This window comes from Desmospora profundinema (genome assembly GCF_031454155.1).
In the GTDB taxonomy this organism is placed as follows: Bacteria; Bacillota; Bacilli; order Thermoactinomycetales; family DSM-45169; genus Desmospora; species Desmospora profundinema.
The window spans coordinates 507,103-529,023 of sequence record NZ_JAVDQG010000002.1; the positions used below are offsets into that span (position 1 = coordinate 507,103).

Annotated in this window: 23 protein-coding genes; 6 read left to right on the forward strand and 17 right to left on the reverse strand. The window is 50.6% G+C overall.

The features are described 5' to 3' along the window. Positions 1–2: 2 nt before the first annotated feature. Positions 3–215 (reverse strand): alpha/beta-type small acid-soluble spore protein, encoded by a 213-nt coding sequence (locus JOE21_RS06055; RefSeq protein ID WP_309863633.1) that lies wholly within the window; start codon positions 213–215, stop codon positions 3–5. A gap of 182 nt (positions 216–397) precedes the next feature. Here JOE21_RS06055 and JOE21_RS06060 point away from each other — a divergent pair, with 182 nt between their 5' ends. Beyond that, positions 398–619, forward strand: a complete 222-nt coding sequence (locus tag JOE21_RS06060) for a hypothetical protein (RefSeq protein WP_309863636.1) — start codon at positions 398–400, stop codon at positions 617–619. A 96-nt stretch (positions 620–715) separates the two neighbouring features. Here the strand turns inward: JOE21_RS06060 and JOE21_RS06065 are convergent, their stop codons facing one another. Both JOE21_RS06065 and JOE21_RS06070 read right to left on the reverse strand, forming a co-directional pair. Then, complete coding sequence (locus JOE21_RS06065) at positions 716–871, reverse strand: hypothetical protein (RefSeq protein WP_309863638.1); 156 nt, start codon at positions 869–871, stop codon at positions 716–718. A gap of 141 nt (positions 872–1,012) precedes the next feature. After that, complete coding sequence (locus tag JOE21_RS06070) at positions 1,013–1,450, reverse strand: hypothetical protein (protein WP_309863640.1); 438 nt, start codon at positions 1,448–1,450, stop codon at positions 1,013–1,015. Positions 1,451–1,818: 368 nt separating this feature from the next. On the opposite strand from JOE21_RS06070, the gene JOE21_RS06075 reads away from it, so the two are divergent. Continuing rightward, positions 1,819–2,625: a hypothetical protein gene (locus JOE21_RS06075; RefSeq protein ID WP_309863642.1), complete on the forward strand. Its 807-nt coding sequence runs from the start codon at positions 1,819–1,821 to the stop codon at positions 2,623–2,625. A 17-nt stretch (positions 2,626–2,642) separates the two neighbouring features. Here the strand turns inward: JOE21_RS06075 and JOE21_RS06080 are convergent, their stop codons facing one another. The 6 genes from JOE21_RS06080 to JOE21_RS06105 form a co-directional block, all read right to left on the reverse strand. Next, complete coding sequence (locus JOE21_RS06080) at positions 2,643–2,933, reverse strand: cell division topological specificity factor MinE (protein ID WP_309863644.1); 291 nt, start codon at positions 2,931–2,933, stop codon at positions 2,643–2,645. 18 nt (positions 2,934–2,951) lie between these two features. Continuing rightward, the gene (gene minD, locus JOE21_RS06085; protein ID WP_309863646.1) at positions 2,952–3,752 is read right to left on the reverse strand and encodes a septum site-determining protein MinD; all 801 of its coding nucleotides are present in this window, start codon (positions 3,750–3,752) and stop codon (positions 2,952–2,954) included. Positions 3,753–4,008: 256 nt separating this feature from the next. Continuing rightward, entirely contained in the window at positions 4,009–4,386 is a 378-nt protein-coding gene (locus JOE21_RS06090) for a YkvA family protein (protein WP_309863648.1), read from the reverse strand. 20 nt (positions 4,387–4,406) lie between these two features. Further along, complete coding sequence (locus JOE21_RS06095; RefSeq protein ID WP_309863650.1) at positions 4,407–4,922, reverse strand: zinc ribbon domain-containing protein; 516 nt, start codon at positions 4,920–4,922, stop codon at positions 4,407–4,409. A 237-nt stretch (positions 4,923–5,159) separates the two neighbouring features. After that, positions 5,160–6,368 carry an MFS transporter gene (locus JOE21_RS06100; RefSeq protein ID WP_309863653.1) on the reverse strand — a complete coding sequence of 403 codons (1,209 nt, stop codon included), beginning with the start codon at positions 6,366–6,368 and terminating at the stop codon, positions 5,160–5,162. A gap of 140 nt (positions 6,369–6,508) precedes the next feature. Then, complete coding sequence (locus JOE21_RS06105) at positions 6,509–6,757, reverse strand: YlbG family protein (protein WP_309863655.1); 249 nt, start codon at positions 6,755–6,757, stop codon at positions 6,509–6,511. A gap of 136 nt (positions 6,758–6,893) precedes the next feature. Here JOE21_RS06105 and JOE21_RS06110 point away from each other — a divergent pair, with 136 nt between their 5' ends. Then, positions 6,894–7,226: a hypothetical protein gene (locus JOE21_RS06110; RefSeq protein ID WP_309863657.1), complete on the forward strand. Its 333-nt coding sequence runs from the start codon at positions 6,894–6,896 to the stop codon at positions 7,224–7,226. Positions 7,227–7,276: 50 nt separating this feature from the next. On the opposite strand, the gene JOE21_RS06115 is transcribed toward JOE21_RS06110, so the two are convergent. The 3 genes from JOE21_RS06115 to JOE21_RS06125 all read right to left on the reverse strand — a co-directional run bounded on the left by JOE21_RS06115 (position 7,277) and on the right by JOE21_RS06125 (position 11,443). Further along, a complete protein-coding gene (locus tag JOE21_RS06115; protein ID WP_309863660.1) occupies positions 7,277–7,699 on the reverse strand; it encodes a YlbF/YmcA family competence regulator in 423 nt (140 codons plus the stop codon). 187 nt (positions 7,700–7,886) lie between these two features. Next, positions 7,887–9,806, reverse strand: a complete 1,920-nt coding sequence (locus tag JOE21_RS06120) for a hypothetical protein (protein ID WP_309863662.1) — start codon at positions 9,804–9,806, stop codon at positions 7,887–7,889. Then, entirely contained in the window at positions 9,779–11,443 is a 1,665-nt protein-coding gene (locus tag JOE21_RS06125; RefSeq protein ID WP_309863664.1) for a DNA repair helicase XPB, read from the reverse strand. Before JOE21_RS06125 ends, JOE21_RS06120 begins: the two co-directional genes overlap by 28 nt. Positions 11,444–11,655: 212 nt before the next feature. On the opposite strand from JOE21_RS06125, the gene JOE21_RS06130 reads away from it, so the two are divergent. Next, positions 11,656–12,540 carry a protease complex subunit PrcB family protein gene (locus JOE21_RS06130; protein ID WP_309863666.1) on the forward strand — a complete coding sequence of 295 codons (885 nt, stop codon included), beginning with the start codon at positions 11,656–11,658 and terminating at the stop codon, positions 12,538–12,540. A gap of 79 nt (positions 12,541–12,619) precedes the next feature. On the opposite strand, the gene JOE21_RS06135 is transcribed toward JOE21_RS06130, so the two are convergent. Beyond that, positions 12,620–12,766, reverse strand: coding sequence for a hypothetical protein (locus tag JOE21_RS06135; RefSeq protein WP_309863668.1), 147 nt, complete (start codon positions 12,764–12,766; stop codon positions 12,620–12,622). A 601-nt stretch (positions 12,767–13,367) separates the two neighbouring features. Here JOE21_RS06135 and mgtE point away from each other — a divergent pair. Together mgtE and JOE21_RS06145 are read left to right on the forward strand one after the other, a co-directional pair. After that, positions 13,368–14,732: a magnesium transporter gene (gene mgtE, locus JOE21_RS06140; RefSeq protein ID WP_309863671.1), complete on the forward strand. Its 1,365-nt coding sequence runs from the start codon at positions 13,368–13,370 to the stop codon at positions 14,730–14,732. Between the two features lie 182 nt (positions 14,733–14,914). Then, positions 14,915–16,234: a hemolysin family protein gene (locus JOE21_RS06145; RefSeq protein ID WP_309863674.1), complete on the forward strand. Its 1,320-nt coding sequence runs from the start codon at positions 14,915–14,917 to the stop codon at positions 16,232–16,234. 135 nt (positions 16,235–16,369) lie between these two features. On the opposite strand, the gene JOE21_RS06150 is transcribed toward JOE21_RS06145, so the two are convergent. From JOE21_RS06150 to JOE21_RS06165, 4 genes are all read right to left on the reverse strand, one after another. After that, entirely contained in the window at positions 16,370–17,740 is a 1,371-nt protein-coding gene (locus JOE21_RS06150) for a UDP-N-acetylmuramoyl-tripeptide--D-alanyl-D-alanine ligase (RefSeq protein WP_309863677.1), read from the reverse strand. 530 nt (positions 17,741–18,270) lie between these two features. Further along, a complete protein-coding gene (locus JOE21_RS06155) occupies positions 18,271–19,119 on the reverse strand; it encodes a sulfotransferase family protein (RefSeq protein WP_309863679.1) in 849 nt (282 codons plus the stop codon). Positions 19,120–19,150: 31 nt separating this feature from the next. Further along, entirely contained in the window at positions 19,151–20,140 is a 990-nt protein-coding gene (locus JOE21_RS06160; protein ID WP_309863684.1) for a CgeB family protein, read from the reverse strand. Positions 20,141–20,207: 67 nt separating this feature from the next. Next, entirely contained in the window at positions 20,208–21,068 is an 861-nt protein-coding gene (locus JOE21_RS06165; RefSeq protein WP_309863686.1) for a CgeB family protein, read from the reverse strand. Positions 21,069–21,921: the final 853 nt, after the last annotated feature.

Here is a 21,921-nt window from a genome sequence, read left to right on the forward strand (position 1 = left end):
CCTTAGCGAGCGCCACCGCTCAGTTGTTGCTCGGCCAGAGAGACCAAGCGTTTCGTGATTTCCCCACCTACAGAACCGTTGGCACGAGAAGTGGTGTCAGGGCCCAGTTGGACGCCAAACTCAGAAGCGATTTCGAACTTCAGCTGATCCAGGGCTTGAGCGGCACCAGGAACCAGCAGTTGGTTGGTAGCACGTTCGCGTTGTTGCTGTTGCATTTGCGATTCACCTCCTTGTAGATGGTACTCTTATGATGCATTGCTGGCGGTGACCCCATTCAAGTGAAATTTTGGAATGAACGAGTTCGATTTTTACAGCTGAAAGTAAACCGTGTTGCACCTGATGGACACCTCTGCATACATTGTTGACGAGATCCCTTCCGTAAAGGGGTGTGATACTTATGAAAGAGGAATATGTTCGTTTGTTGGGAAGGCTTCAAACACTGGACTTTTTTCTGCTGGAACTGAATCTGCATCTGGCAAGCGATCCTCATGATCCGTTAGCCATTCAAAAAAAACGGGATATCCATCAAATCCGTCAGGAGCTGAAGGAACAAACCCGCCAATTTCCAGAGTGGATCGTCCCCCATTTAGACTCGGAAAAATGGGAGGATTCCCGCTGACGGTCGGAAGAACCGTTGAAGCAAGCACGATTTACTGTTCGTGCAAACGAGCCCGGCACATCGGAGTGCCGGGCTCGTTTTTATGGGTTATTCAAGTTAGTTCGCCTGTTTCAGTTGATGCCATTGACTTCTCAGTTGTTCCATCTCCTGACGAATCTCCAACTGTTCCAAAAATTCATGCCGCTCGATGGCTTGCCTGTATTCTTCTTTTTTCATTTGATATTTCTTCTTCAATTCAAGCATTGGATCCATGATTCGCTCTCCTCCATTCACAAAAATCAGGTGCACCACCGGCACTACCTACAGTGTCGCAAAAGAGCTTTACAATAACCCATTCCCCTCTAAAGCCCCCGGTAAACCCATTCAAAGAAATAAAACTGCCGGCCATAACGGTCAGCAGTTTTCATCTTTTTGATGATCCCGACTCCTTTTTCTGTACAAAACCGAGCGACGAAAGAGCGGATACATCCGAGAAGCATCGACTGCCGTCCACAACCGGGTTCCCGCAACCACCCGATCATCTGGTCGGAATCGGATGTAGTCGTGCCGCTGGAGTGTGCGGATCAATGTTTCCCACTGATCGTTCGATCCCAGATGTTCCCGGAACAAGCGGTACACTTCGTTTAAATCCACCGACGAATCGCGCTCACGCCAATCCGGATCCAACCGCGGATACACCAGCAACCCCCACAGGATCACCAATGACGCCCTGGATAAGTCATCCCAATCTTGGTGGGGGCGTTCCTCATCTTTTTCTTTTTGACCTCCGACGCTTCGACCAAACCGGGACGTCAACCATAAACTGATCTCCTGAACCGACAGATGTGCCACGTATTCTCGCCCCTTTCCAGGCTGTATCGATCATTTCGCCGGGCCGATCTGGCCCGTCGAGGCGTATCTGAACCCAAACCCATGATAAAATCCGTGGGTGGAAACTTTCGGTACCAAGATATTATCTTTATCGCCCATTAGACGTATGGATATACTAAATTAGGGAAAAAATAACCATCCCGGTTCAACCAATCATTTCTTTAAGGTTCATAAATATGGATATATCAGAGCGGGATTTTAGGAAGATGGTGATGATCACACCTTTATGGGGGATTTTTAGGGTAGTTTTTCTAAGATTTTGGTGGAAAACGACATTTAACTTTTGTTATATTAATAGGTAAAGAAGTCGATATGGGGTGAGGGATGGCATGTTCGACACAAAAAAGGGGAAATACTCCTTTGAAGAAAATGAACGAATAATCGAAAAAATGAACGAGGGCGTCCAAGAGGGGATCCGGGAACGAGACATCTTAAAAGAACTAGCAACCGAATTGAATCGAGGATTTGCCGGAATCATGTCTCATGTTCGAAAGCTGCGAACCGAATATCCAGAACGTTTTTTATCGAAAGGGAATTCCGGCAATGGACAGGATAAACGGCTAAACAGCTGGACTGAGGAAGAAGAAAATCAAGTAATTGATCGTGTCAACAGCTTTCTGGAACAAGGAAAATCGCTTTCCTCCGCCATCGCCCACCTTGAGAAAGAACTAAAACGGACACAGGGAGCCATCTACCAACGGATCTATACCCTCCGCCGTAAATACCCGGACCGATTCAGCCGTGCACCAGAATCTCGCCCACGCAGGAGACGTCAGTTGGAAGAGTGGCAGTTACAGCGCCCTGTCATTCGCAACCTGAACGGACACTCCATCTCCGTTGAAGCAGAACCGAAATGGACAGAATCACACCCGGAGACAGCGGCTACATTAGAGTCCGCCACCATCCCATCACAACACGAGACTTCGGAATTGGAACTGGTAATAAAAGCGTTTGAAAATCGCTATGGAAAACCGAGTGCCTCCACAAGGAAGCAGCTGATACGACTAATGAGAGAGTACGGACATACCCGCGTCTCCATCGCCTTGTTCACTTTACAGGATGATCGGGAATTTCCTGCCATGATCGCGCGTTTCCTTGAATCCCATTTAGATAAAAGAAGCCGGTCGGTGAAATAAAAAGAGCGCGGATGATTTTACAGATCCGCGCTCTCTTCGTCGTCAGCGTTTGCTCGCAGTCTTACCGGGATACTGGCATTTAAGATCGTTGTGTTGTCCTTTGGACGGGATTGTGGTCGAATTTCAACTTGTCCCACCACATCATAGCCAAATTCGTCACAAAGATCGATCAATCGGGCTTGAAATTGCTTCAGCCTCCGCTCATCAATGTCGGATCGTTGGTAGCTGAGTACCAAGGATAAACGATCGTCCGCAGTTGCTGCCGTCGGACGCTCTTTTTCTTTTCCAAACATATTTAAAAAAGACACGGAATTCACCTCGGTTCGTCAGGCGATATGAAAGATTCGTTTGATCCGATTGATGAGGCTCGTTTCCTCTAAGTCCAGATAAGGGACTTCTTCACCGTTAATCCGGCGGGCAATATTGTTGAAAGCGCGGCCGGCCAGTGATTTTTCGTCCAATACCACCGGTTCCCCCGTGTTGGAAGAACGGATGATCCGTCTATCTTCCGGTACAATTCCCAACAAATTAATGGCCAGATGGTTTTGGACCCGTTCCACACTGAGCATATCGCCGTCTTTTACCATACCCGGCTGCACCCGGTTGACGATCAGATCAATCTGTTCCAGATCAGCAGACTCCAATAAGCCGATCACCCGATCCGAATCCCGCACCGATGGAATCTCGGGATTAACAACCAGAATAGCACGATCTGCCGGTGCGATCGCGTTGCGAAAGCCGCCTTCAATGCCGGCCGGGGAGTCGATCAGAATAAATTCAAACTCCGGGCGCAGTTCATCCACCAACTGCTTAACCTGAGCAGGGCTCACTTCTTCCTTGTACCTGGTCTGAGCAGCAGGAAGCAAAGCCAGAGTGGGATATTCCTTGTGACGTACCAAGGATTGGCGAAGCTTACTGGTTCCCTCAATCACATCTATCAGGTCATACACAATCCGATTTTCCAGACCCAACATCAAATCCAATTTGCGCAAGCCGATATCGGTGTCCATCACACATACCTGACGCCCCAGCTGAGCCAAGGCGAGGCCAACCGAGGCGACGGTTGTCGACTTTCCGACGCCGCCTTTTCCGCTTGTCACCGTAATCGCCACGGATTTGTGCTCCATTACCCTTTTGCCCCTTTCCCCATGCCCTTTCTATCTACCCAACCATCTCGGGGATCCCCCGGTCCCCACCGCAAGAAAAGAAAAGCCCGGGTCCCCTCCGGTAACGAAACCCCGGGAAACGTTGAAAAAACTCCCAGAAGGAATAAGAAACCTTCTTCACTCCGCTTAAAATTCCAATGATTTTTCCCTTTTGACACCCTGCAACAATATTCCCTATTATTGTATCAAATTCCTTCAAGCAAAAGAAGAGAGTCTATCATTTATCGGGCAGAGAAGCGTAACGGGTTGTAAACCGTTCCAACTCTTTAGACAAAACTCGCCAAACGATAACCACCGCCGCTCCATCATCCACATACCCTACAACCGGCAAATAATCGGGAATGACATCGATCGGCATAATAAAATATAGCAGAGCCGCTCCAGCCAACGCTTTTTTCCACCGACTGGTTTCCGGATCCCGGAAATAATAATACAACACTTTCAACTTCTCCACTACTTGCCCAATCCCGCCGACCCGCTTTACTTTACGGTTGAAACCATCCAGAATGCGCTTCCTTCCCAAGGGAGTGACCGCTTGATTCGCCAGCGGTTTCAACCTTTCCCTTACCTGATTTTCCATAGCCGAAGACGTCATTTCAACCACCCCTTTCCCGTTTAGTCATGGTACATATGCTTGTTGCAATGCGGGCAAATAACGGCATCTTCTTTCACTTGTTCCGTACAATGAGGACAAATGAACAAGGCTTGTCCCTCCAGTTCAGCCAACACCTCCGGACTGATGCCTTCTGATTGGAGTGGAGCCGATTGCGACGGGGAAGTATCGACCGCTGGAGCTCCCGGTCCTCCTTCGGAGGACTTTTTTTCCAATCGCTCCTTGGCTTCCTGTTTCTTCAGTTCCTCCAATTCCTGTTCCCATCGCTGGATCGTTTCGCGGATCGATCGAATCTGTGACAGCGAAGCACGGAGAGAATCCGTTATTTCCCATTTTTCTTTCCGTTCCCACAGATGGTAGGCTTCAAATCCCAACTGGCGGTAGAGGCGTTCCTCCTCCTCTTTCTTTCCTTTGATGGCGATCGTCAACCGGCTGATGTCCACCAATTTCTTGGAACGCTGACTGGTGGACTCAATCCCCTTCTTCAGGTTTTGCTTCAAGTCTGTAAGCAAGCCCACTCGCATTCGCTCCTTTTTCGCTCGTCCCCCTGATGAAGGAGTCCTTCTTTGACCCCATTGTACGATGAAAACGCACCAACTTCCAGGAAACAGACCAGACTTGTACTCAAAGTCCCCAATCTGAGCGTAAGCGAAATCAAATCGAGGGAATGCGGCGAGATCGTCTATTCCTACTAAATAAAAACGAACAGAAGGACATCGGTGACGTCATTCCGTTCGTTTTCCCATACCCAATCGTTATCGGGCAGACGAGACTTTTTGAGAAACAGGGGATCGCTTGGGGGAAGAAACCCTGGATTGACTTCCCTTCAGCCACCAGGCTCCGATGAGCAGCATGGCACCCGTCAGTAGAAACAGCCCCCGAATCCCGATGATGCCGGAAAGAAAGCCGCCGGTGACGGGTCCCAACATATTGCCGAGAAAGACGGCACTGGTGCTGTACCCATATGCCGTGCTCTCTTTACCGACAGGAGCATTTTTACGGATAAGGGCGTTCAAGGAAGGAAGCAGTCCCCCGACGCACAGCCCTAATAAGAAGCGCAAAATCAGCAACTGCCAAACCGATTGCACCCACGCATGGGGGATAGAGAAGATGGCCGCTCCGATCATGGCAAAAAACAGAACCCGCTCCGACCCGAACCGATCCCCCCACTTACCCAGTTGCGGAGAAGACAGCATATTGGCTAAACCGGTGACGGCCGTAACCAGTCCTGCAAAAAAAGCCACATATCCGCCGGGAGCACCCAACTGATCCACAAACAGAGGCATTTGGGGCATAGGGGCCAACATCGCAAACTGCAACAGAAAGCCGACGGAAAAAAGGAACAGAAGCGGTCTCTGATGCAAAATAAAGGATCCTTCCGCAAAAAACCCTCCTCTTTTCTGTGACGGATCCGGCTTCACCTCTTCTTTCACCATCAGTAAGACGACCAGTGTTGCCAAACCGATAATCACACTGGTCAAGAAAAAAATCATGCGGAACCCAACAATTTCAGCCATTGCTCCACCGATGAAGGGGCCCAGGATGCTCCCTGCCACTGCACCGGATTGCAGCATGCCAAGCGCATAACCCGCCTTCTCCTTGGGCGTGTTGGTTGCGGTGAGAGAGATGGAGGCGGGAATGAATCCGGACACCGTTCCGTTTAACAATCGCAACAGCAACAACTGAACCGGGCTTGTCGCCAATCCCGTCAGGAATATCACGATGGCCATGCCGACTCCCGAACGCAACACCATGATCTTGCGCCCCACCTTGTCAGCCAGACTCCCCCAAACAGGAGCCATCACAAATGCGGACAAAAAGTTGATTCCAAAAATTACACCGGACCATATTTGAGCCTGTGCCGGATCTGTCACCCCCATCTCCTTGAGATACAAGGGTAAAAAGGGGATAATCATGGTCATGGCCCCCATGACCAAAAACTGTGATACCATCAAAATGTACAAATTACGTCTCCAGGTTTCCATCGCTTTACCTTGTCATCCCCTTCATTTTCTGGTACCAAGTATTTAGTTTAACGAAATATAAAACCAAAAAAAGCTGCCTTGCACCAGTACCAGGCAGCAACATTGCCGTTACAATTCCCCTATGGGGATGGTTGGTTGAACTCCGTCGCCAGCTCCCGACGCAGTGAACGTTCCACACGTGAGACAAAATGCATACGCTCGATTCGTCGGATCATCTGATCCGCTTTTCGTCCGTCAATATACATAAAGACATATTTCAACCGTTTGGAAACATAATGGATGTTGCCTATGCGTCCCAATGAACGCGCCGCCTTGAGATCTTTCACCCAAACAGCCAACCCGAGCCGTTCCGCGATCTCGCTAGACATGTGTCGTATCTCCTTTGCCACATAGTTCTGCCAGGGGCACGTCGATGGATCGACTCTCTCTTCCTAATCTATGGTAACAAAGTTCCATCTATAAATCAAACAAGACAGTCCCTGTCCATCAGAAGGAGGAGGTTCGATGGAGGCGTTCGTCCATCGGTTACTGGATCTTTTGAAAAAAGAATCCGACTGTCAGAAAGTGATGCACCGGGTCCATGCAGGTGTTGATTTTTTCTATTTCTCTCCTTCCGGCCTACACTGGGGAGAACGAATGAAGCGGCTTATCACGCCTCTAATCAAAGATACCGAAGTCTCTTTTGAATGTCGATATGTTCGCCGATCCCAAGAGCGCGACGTTTACCGCATCCATTTTCGCGTGCCGGATGAAAAGAGTTTTTGTTGTGGAAACCAATGCATGGACTGTATCCTCCTTCGAGGATACCGACACAGTGAGACCCGGCAACGAGAGTGAACACGGCGAATAGACTGGCATGTACAAAAAAACCGACCTGGAGAGATCGGTTAACCACAGCCTTTTCGCCGGTTGAGATTGGCTTGACGCAATTCACGGGGATCGTTGATCGGCACCTTGATCGAATCGGATACCGCCTGGGCAAGTGTCCGGCTCACTTCTGACAGCAAACGGTCCACCTGCTCTTCCGCTTCCAGGTACCGACCGATCAAGGGGTGTTTCTCCATCTCCTTTAAAAACGCTTCCGCTTCTTTTTTAGCGGCATGATAGTCGGGGTGAAAATGGCCGAACCGCTGCGCCTCTTCAAACCGATCTTTTTTACGTCTGAAGCCTGCAATCAAGCGTTGCGCTTCATCATCTTTCTCGATCCGTTGTTTCAGTTCCAAGTATTGCTTCACTTCTTTGCATTCATTTATATGATCGGCCAGCTGATAGGCCTCCAATAGAATCTCTGACATATCCAACGTGTTCATGGGTATCCCTCCCCTGTCCATCATACCATATTTCAAGCGTGTGTCCGATTCCGTGTGATCGTCAAGAGCCATGGCAAGACCGGGGAACAAAAGGGGCCAGGCAGGTGCGCAGCCTTGTCAACACCGATCCTCCAATAAAAACCATAACCAAACACCCCCTTGAATCGACCCGTTTCATTTTGTCCCTTCATTCTTTCCATGGGGGGAGAATTCCCACTTGACTCACTCCCGACAGGGGAACGGATCGCTCGGCCCCGTCCTCCCCTTTTCCCCGTACCATCCATTCCTGCCCTTCAGCGGCAACAGAAGTGGGGGTGATCCGGTGAACCCGGCCATCCGGCCCGGACCAGGACACATCCAATTCCAACCGGGACGCCTGTCGAAACACTTCCCGCAGTGTGGACTCATGGTATGGCCGAAGAGAATCGGTCCACATCCGCGGCAGGGAAGACCAGCCTGGTATGGCCGTTTCCGGACGGAAATCCGGCCGTTCCACCTTCCAGGCGGCCAACGATTCTCCCTCCTCCCATCGATCTTGAACTTCATCTAATTCTTTCCACCAGACTGGGCTTCCTTCGTGTTCCTGCGCAAGAGGAATCCCCTGCTTAGCCACCCATCGTTTGAACGCTTTTGCCCCTTCCTCTTGAAGAGCAAAGATTCGCCTGCTCACCACGCGTCCCCAATCCGGGTGTTCGCTTAAACATTGTGTCCATTCATCTGCCCAGCCCTCTTCCGCCAATTCTGCCAGCCAGACCGCTTCCAAGCGGGCACCCTGCCGCTCTCCCCACTCCCGGATCGATTCCGCCACCATCGGCGGCAACGTCCGTCCTGTCAATTCCTCCAATTCCGCTGTCATTGCCACTGTGGTAAGCCCCTTGGTCGCTCCTTGCTGCACCGATTCCGGCGTCAACAGATAATGGACAAGAGGATCGCCGCCCATATAATCGGCAAACTGGGCCAGCCGCCAACGACGATCAAGCGGGGTACCGGGAGGAAGAAGTACCTCTCCATCCGGTTGCACTCTGCCCTTCCATCCTTTTGAACCCTGCTTTAATAACGGCACCCAAGGGGACCATCGCCACCATGTTCTTCCTTCTCTTCCGACTTGCTCCGTCCATCCCATCCAGGTTAGAGCCGCCAGCCATTCTTTCAATACATCCGCCACTTCTCCCCGTACTGAGGGACTGCTGCCCTTTACCGACAAGTCTTGCCAGGCGACCGTGACGGTTTCTTCCCATTCATACCAATTTGGTCCGCTTTGCCGTTGCAGCCACCACCACAGGGGATGCTGACGGGGGTGTCGCGAGAGAAAAGCTTGCTCTACCTGAGCCCACAACTCGTCCAAACGAATCGACCAGGATTGCAATAACCAGCGGGCCACCCCTTTACGGCGCAACTTCACCCGGCCCGGTTCAAATGCGATCAAATTCAGCCGATCAGCCAGTTCCATCAGCAGCAGAAAAGCGGCATTCCCGCTGCCGTCATCCCAATACGATCCCTGTAAACCGTCGGAATCCAGTTCCAAATCCGCTGCCCATTTCCGTTCAATTTTTCGGGGCAACTGTCGTTCTTTAGTAAGGGGCAACCCTTCCCGGTCGATCATGACCAAAAAGAGAAATAAATGATCCCATATTCCAGACAACCGATTTTCTCCAGAAATATCTGTACCGGGAAGAGGACAGGGAGTGACCTTTGACGACAAAACCGCTTCTCTCACCTCTCGGGGACACCAAAACATTCGCTCTCCGCCTGGAAGGCGCAATCGAAAAACCAATCCCCGACCCGCCAACAACGACAAACCCACCCGTAACCGAGCGGGAGAAAGTCCCACACAGGAGGCCGACTCGCTCACCTTCGACTCCGGCAGCCCTTCCTCTCCCACCTGCCAGATGAGAAAATCCATCGCTTTTTGCTCCCAGCCGCTTAATCCGGCTGGGCCTTCAATGAGTCTTTTCCTCCATTCACTTATGACAGCGGCCGTCCCTTTCACTTGATCCCGCCCCAACTGGCCGGCCCAAAATGCTGTCACTTCAGCAGGCAGCGCCTGCAGGCACTCTTTCCATGTCGGTCGATGTCGAATCAATTCCACTGTTCCGCATCCACCCATCGATACCGGTATCCTTGTTCCACTAAAAATCGCCTCCGGTTCCATGCATATTCCTGATCCACCGTGTTTCGGGTCACAATGTTGTAAAAGGAAGCCCGATTCTCTCCCTCTTTGGGGCGCAGAATGCGCCCCAGCCGCTGTGCCTCCTCTTGGCGTGAACCAAACGTTCCGGAAACCTGGATTGCGGCCTTGGTATCGGGCAGATCGACAGCAAAATTGGCCACCTTGGAGACCACCAAAACACCAATCTCCCCTTCACGGAAAGCCCGGTACAAGGACTCCCGCTCTCCCTGAGGAGTGCTTCCTGTTATCAGTGGAGCTCGCAGCCGTTCGGCAATCAGCTGCAATTGGGATAAATATTGGCCGATCACCAGAACTTGCTTTCCCCCATGAAGGGATACCAAATGCTCCAGTACATCCAATTTATTCGGATTTTCGGCGGCAATTCGATACCGGTGCTGCCGTTTGGCCTCCCGGTATGCTTGATAGCGATGATCACCCATGGAAACACGGACTTCGACACATTCCGCCTTGGCGATCCACCCGTGCTGTTCCATCCATTTCCATGGCATCTCAAACCGCTTGGGACCGATCAGAGTGAAGACATCCCCTTCCCGTCCATCCTCCCGTACCAATGTTGCGGTTAAACCGAGGCGACGACGGGCTTGCAGTTCGGCAGTGGCACGAAAAACCGGTGCCGGCAACAGGTGAACTTCATCATAAATGATGAATCCCCAATCCCTCCGATCAAACAGATCCAAATGAGTAAAGGTGCCGTCCTGGCCGTCACGATGGGTTAAGATTTGGTAGGTGGCCACGGTGATCGGACGTACATTTTTTCGTTTTGCCGTGTATTCCCCCACGTCATCTGGGGAAAGATCCGTCTTCTCCGTTATTTCCCTTATCCACTGCTGTACCGATGTCGCATTGGGGGTCAGGATCAGGGTGGCCCGTCCCACCTGAGCAAGGGCCGCCAATCCAATCACCGTTTTTCCTGCTCCGCAGGGCAGAACCAATACACCGGATTCGTGTCGATTGAAAACCTCTACCGCCTGTTTCTGATAATCGCGCAACCGAAACGGCTCGCCATCCGCCAACCGATCCCGTAAACGGATCGTGAGGGGCTCCCCTTCCTCGTATCCGGCACCATCTGCCACCGGATATCCTAGACGCATCATCTCCTCTTTGATCCATCCCCGATCGACGGGATCGACTCGAAGCCGGTGTTGATCCACCCAAACCAAACGCTCCCCGACGATATGATGATCGGCCACCCAACGAATGCGCTCCGGATCCTCACATATCAATAAAAGGGAACCGGAGGGATGGGTCTCCAGGCGAAATAACCCATACCGTTCCATGGTTTCTTCAATCTCTTCTTCCAGGGAGCGGGGCACCCCCCATTGGCTGTTCTCACGCAGAAAGGATACAATCTTGCCCGCGGTCCAGCCCGAAGCTGCCGCATTCCATAACGATAACGGAGTCAGGCGGAAGGTGTGCATCCCTTCTGGTGTTTTCACTTGGTGAGCAAACGCAGCCAACCCCATTCGAACCTCTTCTGCACGAAGATGATCCTCTTCCAACAGGACACGACCCATCCCTTCCACAATAAGAGGAGCATCCGGTTGAAACTGCACACAAACCACCCTCCCTGGCAATCTGGATAAGTAAAGGATTTTGGAAATGATCATCCCTCTTCCTTACCATTCTTCCGCAAAATCGCTGGAAACATGACCGGTTGATCCCAACTGTGATAAGATATTGGAAAATGGAGGTCTCCAAAAATATTGCAACTTTTTTGCCCGTGCCTCCGTCCATAGGTTGAACAACCAAAGGAGGCCGGATAACCATGATCCTGCGGCAGGTGAAATGCATGATGATAGGAGTTCTGTTTTTGTGGGGAGTAACCGGTTGCGGCACCCCGATGTCGGATGGCGACGGCGGAGAATCCGGTGCCGGCGGACCGGATTTGGAAAAGGATGGTCCTGTCGCTTTTCAAAACGAACGGGAAGGAGATCTTCCTGAGCCCGTCCGAGCGAAAAAGGAAGAATGGGAGGAAAAACCCCCGGAGAAACCCGTCCATGCTGAGGTGAAACACGATGACACCCTGTTTGTGGTCATCGCTACTCCCCAAAAACCGACGGGAGGCTATACGATTCGTGTCAACCAGGTCGTGCAAGAAGATAGCCGGGTGAACATCCACGCGGAGGAGGTGCCGCCACCGGAGGACAGCATGGTTATTCAAGCCCTCACCACACCCACGGCGGTAATCTCCATCCAGACAAAAGAGGAAGTGGATATCCGGTTGAACATGAAAGAAGTGGAGACAGATGACGACGAGACCGACTCCACGGATGAGCCGAGTACCTCCTCCTTATCCATTCAATCGGAACAGATGGAGCAACTCCCCTCTGTAGTCAAGGAGGAGGTACAATCGCTCCGCACCCGTGCCCAAGGCGGGAAAACGACGGTGCATCATGATGGACGGCAATTTGTCATTATCGCTTTGGGAGAACGACGTACCGGCGGATATTATGTGGAAGTGGAGGAAGTCACCCGGCAGGGGGATGAAGTGCATGTGTACGCCCGAGAAGTGGGTCCGAAATCGGGTATGATGGTGACACAAGCCCTTACATACCCCTTGGAAGTGGTATCGTTTGAATCGGAACGGGAAAAACCGGTCACCATCCATCTACAGCGTTCCGATTCCACCCCCAACCGTCCCGATCGCTAAACGGAACCCCTTCTTTTTGTAACGAAAATCCCCGCCCAGAAGGCGGGAATTTTCTTTGTGACCATTGAACCGGATGGGGTCAGGCGTATTTCCGTTCCTTGTCCGGGCGGGACTCCCGCTCGGGTTCTCCGCCCCGATCCGGTTGTTCCGGGGCGGTCGTGATCGGTTCCCGGGGAGTCGTGATTTCCGGCTCCCTCCGGGGGGTTCCGATTTCCGGAATGCGCATCTTTAACCCTCCTCACGGCCAAACATGGCCACCCGATAGTATACCCGATCAGCCGTTTCACCCTTCCTCTACCGGTTGGTACCATGTTCCTGTTATTCCCGCAGCCAGGGAGACTCCGGAGATTCTGGGGATTCCCAAATAGGGGAGACGTCCTCAACCTCTCCGGATCGGGATACCGGTGCCGACCCCGCTCTCTCCAAACTCCACTCATCCCTCCTATCCTTCCTAAATGGATCTGGCGGCATCTTTCTTCCCGTTGCCTCGGCATTCCGGGGAACAGGTTCTCCCATTCCAACTCTTCGCAATTGAGGGGGAGATCCGGGACCAGTCGCCCATGGATAACCGTAGTAGGTTCCATAATCCCATTCATGAATAGGGGACCCAGGGAAGTGCCCGTGGTACGGAGACGGTGTCCACCATTCCTGCGGTGAAATCCATCTTTGTTGTCTCCACATGAATGTCGCTCCTTTCACAATGAAATCATTACAATATATGGAGATAGAAGCGGTCCTCATTCCGAGTTGGTCCCCATTTCCAACCCCAATGGGATTCTGTTATGATGAGAAAGGTTGAAACCCGGTGCTGAAAGGAGGAGGAACTTTTGTCCGTTCAAGAACGGAGACATGAAATCGATTTGGATCAGATCAAACTGGCACTGCAAAAACGGGAACGTAAGTTTCTGCGCCCGCTGATCGATGAACTGCAGCCCTATGATGTGGGGCAAATCTTTTTCCAGCTGGAAGGCGTATACCGCTCTCATTTTCTCGGCATGTTGTACGCCGAAGAAATCGCAGAACTGCTGGAAGAGATGGATGCCGAAGATCAACAAGAAATCCTCACCAACCTCAGTGCCGAAAAAACATCCCGCGTGTTGAATCGTATGTCTTCGGATGATGCTGCCGATTTATTCGGGGAGATGGAAGAGAGCAACGTTCAAACCCTGCTTAAATCGATGGAACGGGACGAGGCGGACAAAGTGCGCGCCCTCCTCCATTATCCCGAAGACACCGCCGGCGGGAAAATGACGTTGGAATACGTCAGCGTCTACGATACCTACACGGTGGAAGAAGTAATCCAGTATCTGCGACGAGAAGCTCCCACGGCTGAAACCGTCTACTATGTCTATGTCATCGATGCCGATGACCGATTGGTGGGAGTCGTCTCTTTGCGTGAACTCCTCATTGCGCAGCCCCACACCCCAATCACGGACATTATGTATGAACGGATTATCTCCGTACCTGTGGAAATGGATCAGGAAGAAGTCGCCCGTATCATGGAACGATACGACTTCCTGGCCATCCCTGTCGTGGATGACGAAAAACGGCTCTTGGGAATTATCACTGTCGACGATGTGATCGATGTATTGATTGAGGAAGCCCAGGAGGATATCGCCAAATTGTCCGCCGTTGGACAGACGGAAATGGATGTCATTACCCACCCCTTCGCCTCGGCTCGGCGTCGCATCCCGTGGTTGTTGCTGCTGCTCTTGATCGGAATGTTAACGGCTTCCATCCTCAGCACCTTTGAGGAAACCATCGATAAAGTAGCCGCCTTGGCGTTCTTTATGCCTATGATCGCGGGAATGACCGGCAACACCGGTACGCAATCCCTCGCATTGGTGATCCGCGGGTTGGCCAATGGACAATTAACGCGGGATCGCTACTGGCAGATTATGCGTCAGGAAGGGGTGGTGGGGGTCATCATCGGGTTTGTCTGCAGCCTCCTGATCATTGGCATCGTCACCTTGTTCCTGGGTAATCTTTATCTGGGATTAGTGGTGGGCGGCTCCATGCTCCTTACACTGATTATCGGGACATTGGCAGGCACACTGATCCCTTTGATTCTTCACCTTCTGAAAGTGGACCCCACCGTTGCTTCCGGTCCGTTGATCACCACCTTGAACGATGTGTTCTCCCTGCTGGTCTACTTTGGCTTTGCAACATTATTCCTTCAATACTTACTTTAAAAGCATCCTTTCCATCCCCTGCAAAGGGGATTTTTTTATGACTTTATGTGGGGATACTGAAAAATGGAATGCCCTGACAGGTCCCAATCACTTGGATAAAGGAAAGTTCAAACAGATGGATACGAGCCTTCTATGAGGATCTCCGTCATTCAAACCTAACTTTTCGGGAGGGCGTTTACACCTTGAACAGTTTTGTCGTGATCGCCTGGAATCTATTTTTAGTGATCTTCCTCGTGTTTTTAAACGGCTTTTTCGTTGCCTCGGAATTTGCCATCGTCAAAGCCCGCGCAACACGGATCACCAAACTGAAGGAAGAAGGCAACCGCAAGGCAAAAGTAGCCGATCACGTGATTAGACAGATGGACTCCTACCTGTCCGCCACCCAACTGGGCATTACATTGGCCTCCCTTGGACTCGGGTGGATCGGAGAGCCGGCTGTGGCACACTTGATTGTGGAACCGCTTTTGGAAACGCTCCCTTTCGTCGTGCCGGGATGGTTGATCTCTACGCTTTCCTTTGCCATCGCCTTTGGCATCATTACGTTCCTCCATATTGTGTTGGGGGAGATTGTCCCCAAATCCCTGGCGATTCGGCGGGCGGAACCCACCACTTTGTGGACAGCCACACCGTTGGATTGGTTTTACAAAGTCTTCTATCCATTCATCTATGTACTCAATCGTGCAGCCAACCAGATCCTGCGTTGGGTGGGCGTGGGCGAAATGGCCCCCGAACACCAACAAGCCCATACTGAAGAAGAGATCCGCATGCTGGTGGCGCAAAGCCATAAAAGCGGAATCATCGATCAGACCGAACTCTCCCTGTTTGACAACATCTTTGAGTTCTCCGACCGGATGGCCAGAGAAATCATGGTTCCCCGGGTCGATATGATCTGCCTATATACAGACGATTCATTTCATGAGAACCTGGAGACGATCAAGGCTTCCCGCCATACGCGTTTTCCACTGTGTCACGAAGATAAAGACTATATCGTGGGAATCATTCACATCCGCCACGTCTACGAACGGATGCTCGACGGGAAAAATCCCAACCTTGAGGAACTGGCCCGTCCCGCAGTCCAAGTGCCGGAAACGATGGAGATCATGGAAGTGCTGAGGATTCTCCAGAAAAAGAGGCAGGAAGTGGCGATTGTGGTGGATGAATACGGCGGCACTGCCGGTCTTGTCACAACGGAAGACATTATCGAGGAGATTTTCGGGGAAATTCAGGACGAGTTTGACGACGAACGGCCGTTCTTTCAAAAAAATGGGCGTCAAACATCCATTGACGCCCGTCTTTTGATCGAGGAAGTAAATGACTACTTTGGAACCGACATCGAAGACCCCGACAATGACACCATCGGCGGTTGGGTATTCTCCCGGCTTCAGGAGGTGCCCGAAGTGGGAGATGAAGTTCATTACGGCGGGTTTCTGTTCACCGTCGAGGAAATCGACCAGCGAAGTGTCACCCGCTTGCTGGTGGAGAAAGTGGATGCCCGCGAATGAACCCCCTTCGACTGGTGTCGAAAAAGAAGGATAACCCGAGGCTGCTGACAAACCCATCACGGGACGGTCGGGGTGGTTTTCTCACCATCCCTGTATGTTTGTCATCAAGCTGGATAACCCGTTCCTTGGTTTCCTTTAGCGGGAACGAAGCTTGTTCACCACTTTCTCTAGTGCCATCCTTCGTGAAGCCTTAAAGTAGAGAATCGCTCCGGCAGGAACATTTCCTTGAATATAAGCTGCCACCACCTCCGGGTTGTTGGGAAGGGAGCGAATGTTGCCGTGGTAGCCTGCTGCAGCCGCCTCCTTGGCGATCTGTACTGACCGGGGTCCTACAGTGATGAGGGCGGAGGGATTTAACTTGGCTACTCTCTTTCCCACCCGCCGGTGGCCTTGCAGGGAGAACTTGCCCAAGTCATGCATATCCCCCAGCACCGCAACGCTGTGGGATTTCCCGGCGACATTTTTTAACACGCTCAATCCGGCAATCATCGCGGTGGGATTGGCGTTGTACGTGTCGTTGATCAACAAGCGGTTTCCAATCCCCTTGATCCGTTGCAGACGCATAGAGGGAACCGAAAAGTTCCTCAGCCCTTTTTGGACAAAGGGAGCGGGAATTCCGAGATGTTCGGCTACGGCGATGGCAGCCAGCGCATTATAGACATTATGTTTCCCCCAGATGGGGATCTGGTAGGAGACTCCCTTGACTCGGAAGGACATCCCGTCTCGCGTGAACTGGATGTCTTTTCCTCGTACCGTCGCCGGATTCTTTACCCCAAAGCGAAGGATCTTCCCTCGGAATCGAGCGGTATTTAACCGTTTGGAGCCGGGGTCGTCGGCGTTAAGGATCAGCACCCCGCCGGGCCGGAGCCCGTCCACTAACTCCTGTTTGGCCTGAACCACATTTTCTAAAGAGTTTCCTAGACTACCGACGTGAGCTTCACCAACATTGGTTACCACACCGATCGAGGGTTTCGTAAGCATACAATGCTTACGGATGTTCCCCAAGCAGGCCATGCCCATTTCCAGCACAACTACTTGGTGAAAGGGACTCAACCGTACGAGATTTGAAGGAAGGGCTTGGGCTACGTTGTTATTGTCGTAAGATTTCAACGTCCGATATTTTTGCATTAAAACGGATGTGATCATTTCTTTCGTCGTCGTTTTGCCGGTACTCCCAGTAACCCCGATAAAAACAGCCTTGGACTTGGAGCGCAGCCACCGGACAAAAGTCCGAATCGCCTGATTTACGTCTGGAACTGCGATAACAGCGTGGGGAGGAGGAATACGGTTGGTTGACCCGCGCCGGATGATCACCCCAGCGCTTTTTTTAGTCCGAAGTTTCCATCGTTGAGCCTGTATGAGTCTCGGTTTAAGAAATAGGACCGTCCCCTCCCGCAGATAGCGGGCATCGTCGAACACGGCGTGCTTGACTGGTATCTGTGGATTTCCCCTCAACAACCGCCCGCCGACCAAAGAGGCTAATCGTCCCAATCGAATGGGAAACAATATCATTCACCTCCACGACCCTTTCCCTTATCACGCTACGGGAGTGCTGATATAAACCCATCATTTATCTAGGTGGGTAGAAAATCAACATCACCGAAAGTCCCGACTGATGAACTGTCCATGTAGAAGCTCCATTAGGGCCTGTCTGGTCATTCAATCTTTCGTGAGCAGAAGGGAGGGGCGGTATGGCTGTCTTCGCTTCGTTGCAAAAAGCACATAGCGAGACCGGGAGCGAAGTGACCTAGGCGACACTTGTGCTCTGTGAGTGCAAAGGCGAACCAAAAGCCATCCCGCCCCGGGGATCTCGCCCTATAGATTTATGAGACACGCCCTAGTACTACAGTTGTACTAATAAGAGCAGGCACAGATGTGAGAAGGGAGGGTGGTGGGATGGCTGCGATCCTTTGCGCTTTTTGCAAGAGATCGAAGACAGCCTGCCAGCCCGACCAACCCACGTTCCTATACACTCTTCGTACAAATGCAACTGTAGTACTAGTTGGAGAGAAAACCAGCGGTGATTGCAACTCCTCTCACTTGGACTTTAAAAATTGGGAATACAACTCTTTTACCCGGGTGGAAAAACGAGGGCTTTTTAATAACTCCGGCGATTTTTCTCCCTCAAGACAAAGACGATACGTATCGATGACAAATGGCGGGATCCCTTTTGCCTTCAGTTTTTGAAAACTGGATTTATTATGCTGCAAACCCGGTTCGATAAAGTTATTCATCGAACGCCGGAGTTTGGAATGATTTTTCGGCCAAGGGATCTCCAACTCTTTTGCCGCTTTTTTGAGACTTGTTTTCCAATGGTTTAAGAATCGATCATACCGAACAATCACCCGTTTTGCATTCTCCGTCTCCTTCAGTGCCGATAAGGTATATAGACTCCATAGATCAAGGGACCGCTGCAACGAAATATTGTTTCTTTTCTTTAGCGATGCGGCCACATCCAACGGATTTCTTACAATGATCAGGTAACAAGGATCCATGTTGCAGCGTTTTAAAATGTTTTTCCACAGGGGGATTAACAAACACGTTCGAGGATCTTTAAAAACCCATAACGGTTTTTTCGAAAAATTTCGTTTGACAAGATTAGTCAACTCGGCGGTCAAAGGGCGTATACGGGTATCTTCCCACCACCTGGGGGGCATGGGGGAGGGGGATGCCCACCCGCGGGAGAAGCTGCGCAGGATGCGTTGATGGACACGAAGGATCCCGAGATGCTCCCAAAACCCTTTCGGATTCGATTTTCCCGGCGGCAACAGCTCCGAACGATTTCCGATGTCGGCTCCCAGTATATTGATCGCCCGGGTGATGGTAGAGGTTCCGCTCCGGTGCATTCCCAGTATGATGATCGCTTTCGGTTTTATATGGGCCATCAATGATCAATCCCCCTCTTGCTGTTTCCTGTCATCGATTTCGCTTGACGACATGCGTTTCCAACTCCTCAAGGAGAATGCGCAGCCTCGCTGTGTAACTATGTTCCTTAAGAGTACGGTGGTATGACCGTGAAGCAATCTTTTTTCGCTCTGCTTCATGTATGAGATAGTAATCGATCTTTTTCTTTAGATCGTTCATTCCTTTAAAACAAACGATCTCTTCCCCTATTTTATAAAAACGTCCCAAATCCCGTCGGTAATCCAAAAGTTGAAACGCCCGACAAGCGGCAATATCGAAAGTACGGTTATTAGGAGTGTGGGCCGGAAGGTTGAGCGGGTTTTTATTACCATCATTATAGGAACGGTGGATATTGAGAACGATCTTGGCCCCGTTATAGTATTTTGCCGTTTCCGATGGCGGAATCGTGGTTTTTAGGATGTGCGACTTCATTTTCTGATATTGGGTCAGGCGATTCCATCGTTCACCGATGAGAATAAATTGTTTCCGGCGAAGAAAGGGAGTCAGCCGATTAAAAAAATCGACGCGGGCCGGCCAGCCGTTTCCGACAAAACAAATATCGGAGCGATACTTTGCGGGTACATTCATCGGACGGTATTTTCGTGGGTCGGCGGCCAGAGGGGAATGAATACAGGGTTTCCCCATCTTTTGATAATAAGATACACAACTGGATTCCTGTGTGATCACAAAATCGTATAAGCGTGCTTTCCAATCGTAATTACTCAGATTATAAGGATCATTCACCACCCACAGTCCAACCGGAACACCGATATTTTTCAGGTGGGGAAAAACGACATGGTTATCGTGACCAAACACCAGAATGATGTCCGGTTGAAAGGATCGAATTTTCTTAATCAATTTTTTGACAGGTTGCCGCAACAAGAGAAAGGACGCAAAACGAAAACGGTCACTCTTTTTCTCCAATTGTTTAAAAGCATGGATCATATTAGGATTTAAATCCGATAGCGTTTTTTTCCCGGAAGAGATGTATAACAGTCGCATACTTACCTTCCCTTCTTTAGGCCCCATTACGGTAAATCGAATATGCGGGTGCTCAAGGACGAAGCTTTTAACGGTTCGCTCCCTTCTTCCCGAGTATCCTCTTTTCCAAAAGGTGAATCAGATAACGCAGCCGGACCGAGTAGGTATGATCTTTCATCGTACGTTCATAAGCTTGTGAAGCAATCCGGTTTCGTTCTTCATCATGGTCCAAATAGTATTCGATCTTCTGCTTCAAGTCCCTCAACCTCTTAAACGAGATGATTTCTTCATCCAACTCATAAAACTTCTTCAAGTCCCGTCGACGACTGATCAATTGGAACGCCCGGCAGGCGGCAATATCAAACGTACGGTTATTGGGAGTATAAGCGGGAATATTCAGATGGTTTTGGTTGATATCGTTAGGCGTTCGATGAATGTTGAGAACGATCTTCGCCCCGTTGTAATACTTGGCCACCTCCGAAGGCGGGATGGTTCGGTTGATGATATGGGGCTTCAATTTATTGTAATTCTTCAGTTGTTCCCACCATTGGCCGATGATAATGAAGTTTTTTTTCAAAAGAAAAGGCGTCAGTTCGTCGAAGTACTTCAACCGAATCGGTAACGCGCTTCCGATAAAACAAATATCGTATTGATACTCCTTCGGAACCTTAAAAGGGTGATACAGATTAGGATTGACCGCCAACGGCAGGTGAAGACAAGTTTTTTTCAACCGCCGGTAGTAGGAAACGCAACTGGAGTCCTGCGTGATCATGAAATGGTACGGAGGCAACTTCTTGATGTGATTGCGGAAATTGTACGGGTCGTCCACTTCCCATAAACCGATTTGTGCTTGACTGATCTTGCGTAATTGTTTAATTGCATAAGGGGGTAAAGATCCGCGCAAAACCAAGATAATATCCGGTTTAAACAAGCGAACTTGCCGCTTCAAGTTCCGAAAAGAGCCTCGCTCTCGAAGGAAAAAGGCAAAACGAAAGTTTTTCAATCGTCTCTCCAGCATTTTAAATGTATGAATAAAATTGGGATCCAAATGTGAAAGCGAGTCCTTTCCAGAGGATATATACAATAAGCGCATCCCTTTCCTCCCTCCTCCGGGTATGAGTGACTATGTTATCCTATTGAGCACTCCCGTCGATGGTTCATCGATTGGAAAGAATCCGCACTTATCTGCTGGGTCTCAGATCACCCTTTTATTCCGTATGATCTTTCGTTCCAGCATTTTCACCCGCTTTCGAATTCTCACTGTATAAGTGTGGTCACACAGCGTCCGCCGATATCCCCTATCCGTACCCGTTCCTTCTCGTACCTCATATCGTATTCTATTTTTCTCTTTCGGTTATTTAACCCCTTATAAGCAACCATTTCCTAATTCAGTTTATCCAAATTCTCCAAGCCTTCGCGATCGCTGACTAGTGCCCCTTCAAGTAACTTCGATCTGTTTTTCTTGGCCTTTACACGGACAAGTCGGTCTTGGCTTGATTTTCCGTCTTCGCTCCATGCGTGGCAGAGTCGACTCCGCCGGAAAACCAAGCCTCCCTCCACGTAAACACGATCGATATTGGTAGAAGGGGCACTAGCTGGAAAGCTCGGCAGGCAGCCACATCCAATCTATCGTGGAAGAGCACTGCCTTCACGCTCGAAACTTTTACCCTATAGAACGAGCCCATGCCGTACACACCACCATAACAAAAGCCCGACTTCGTTAAAGTCGGGCTGAAGCTGCTGACAAACATCTTATCCCTTTAACCGACCGCCCTGCGGAGTATCCCCAGGACCCGACCGAT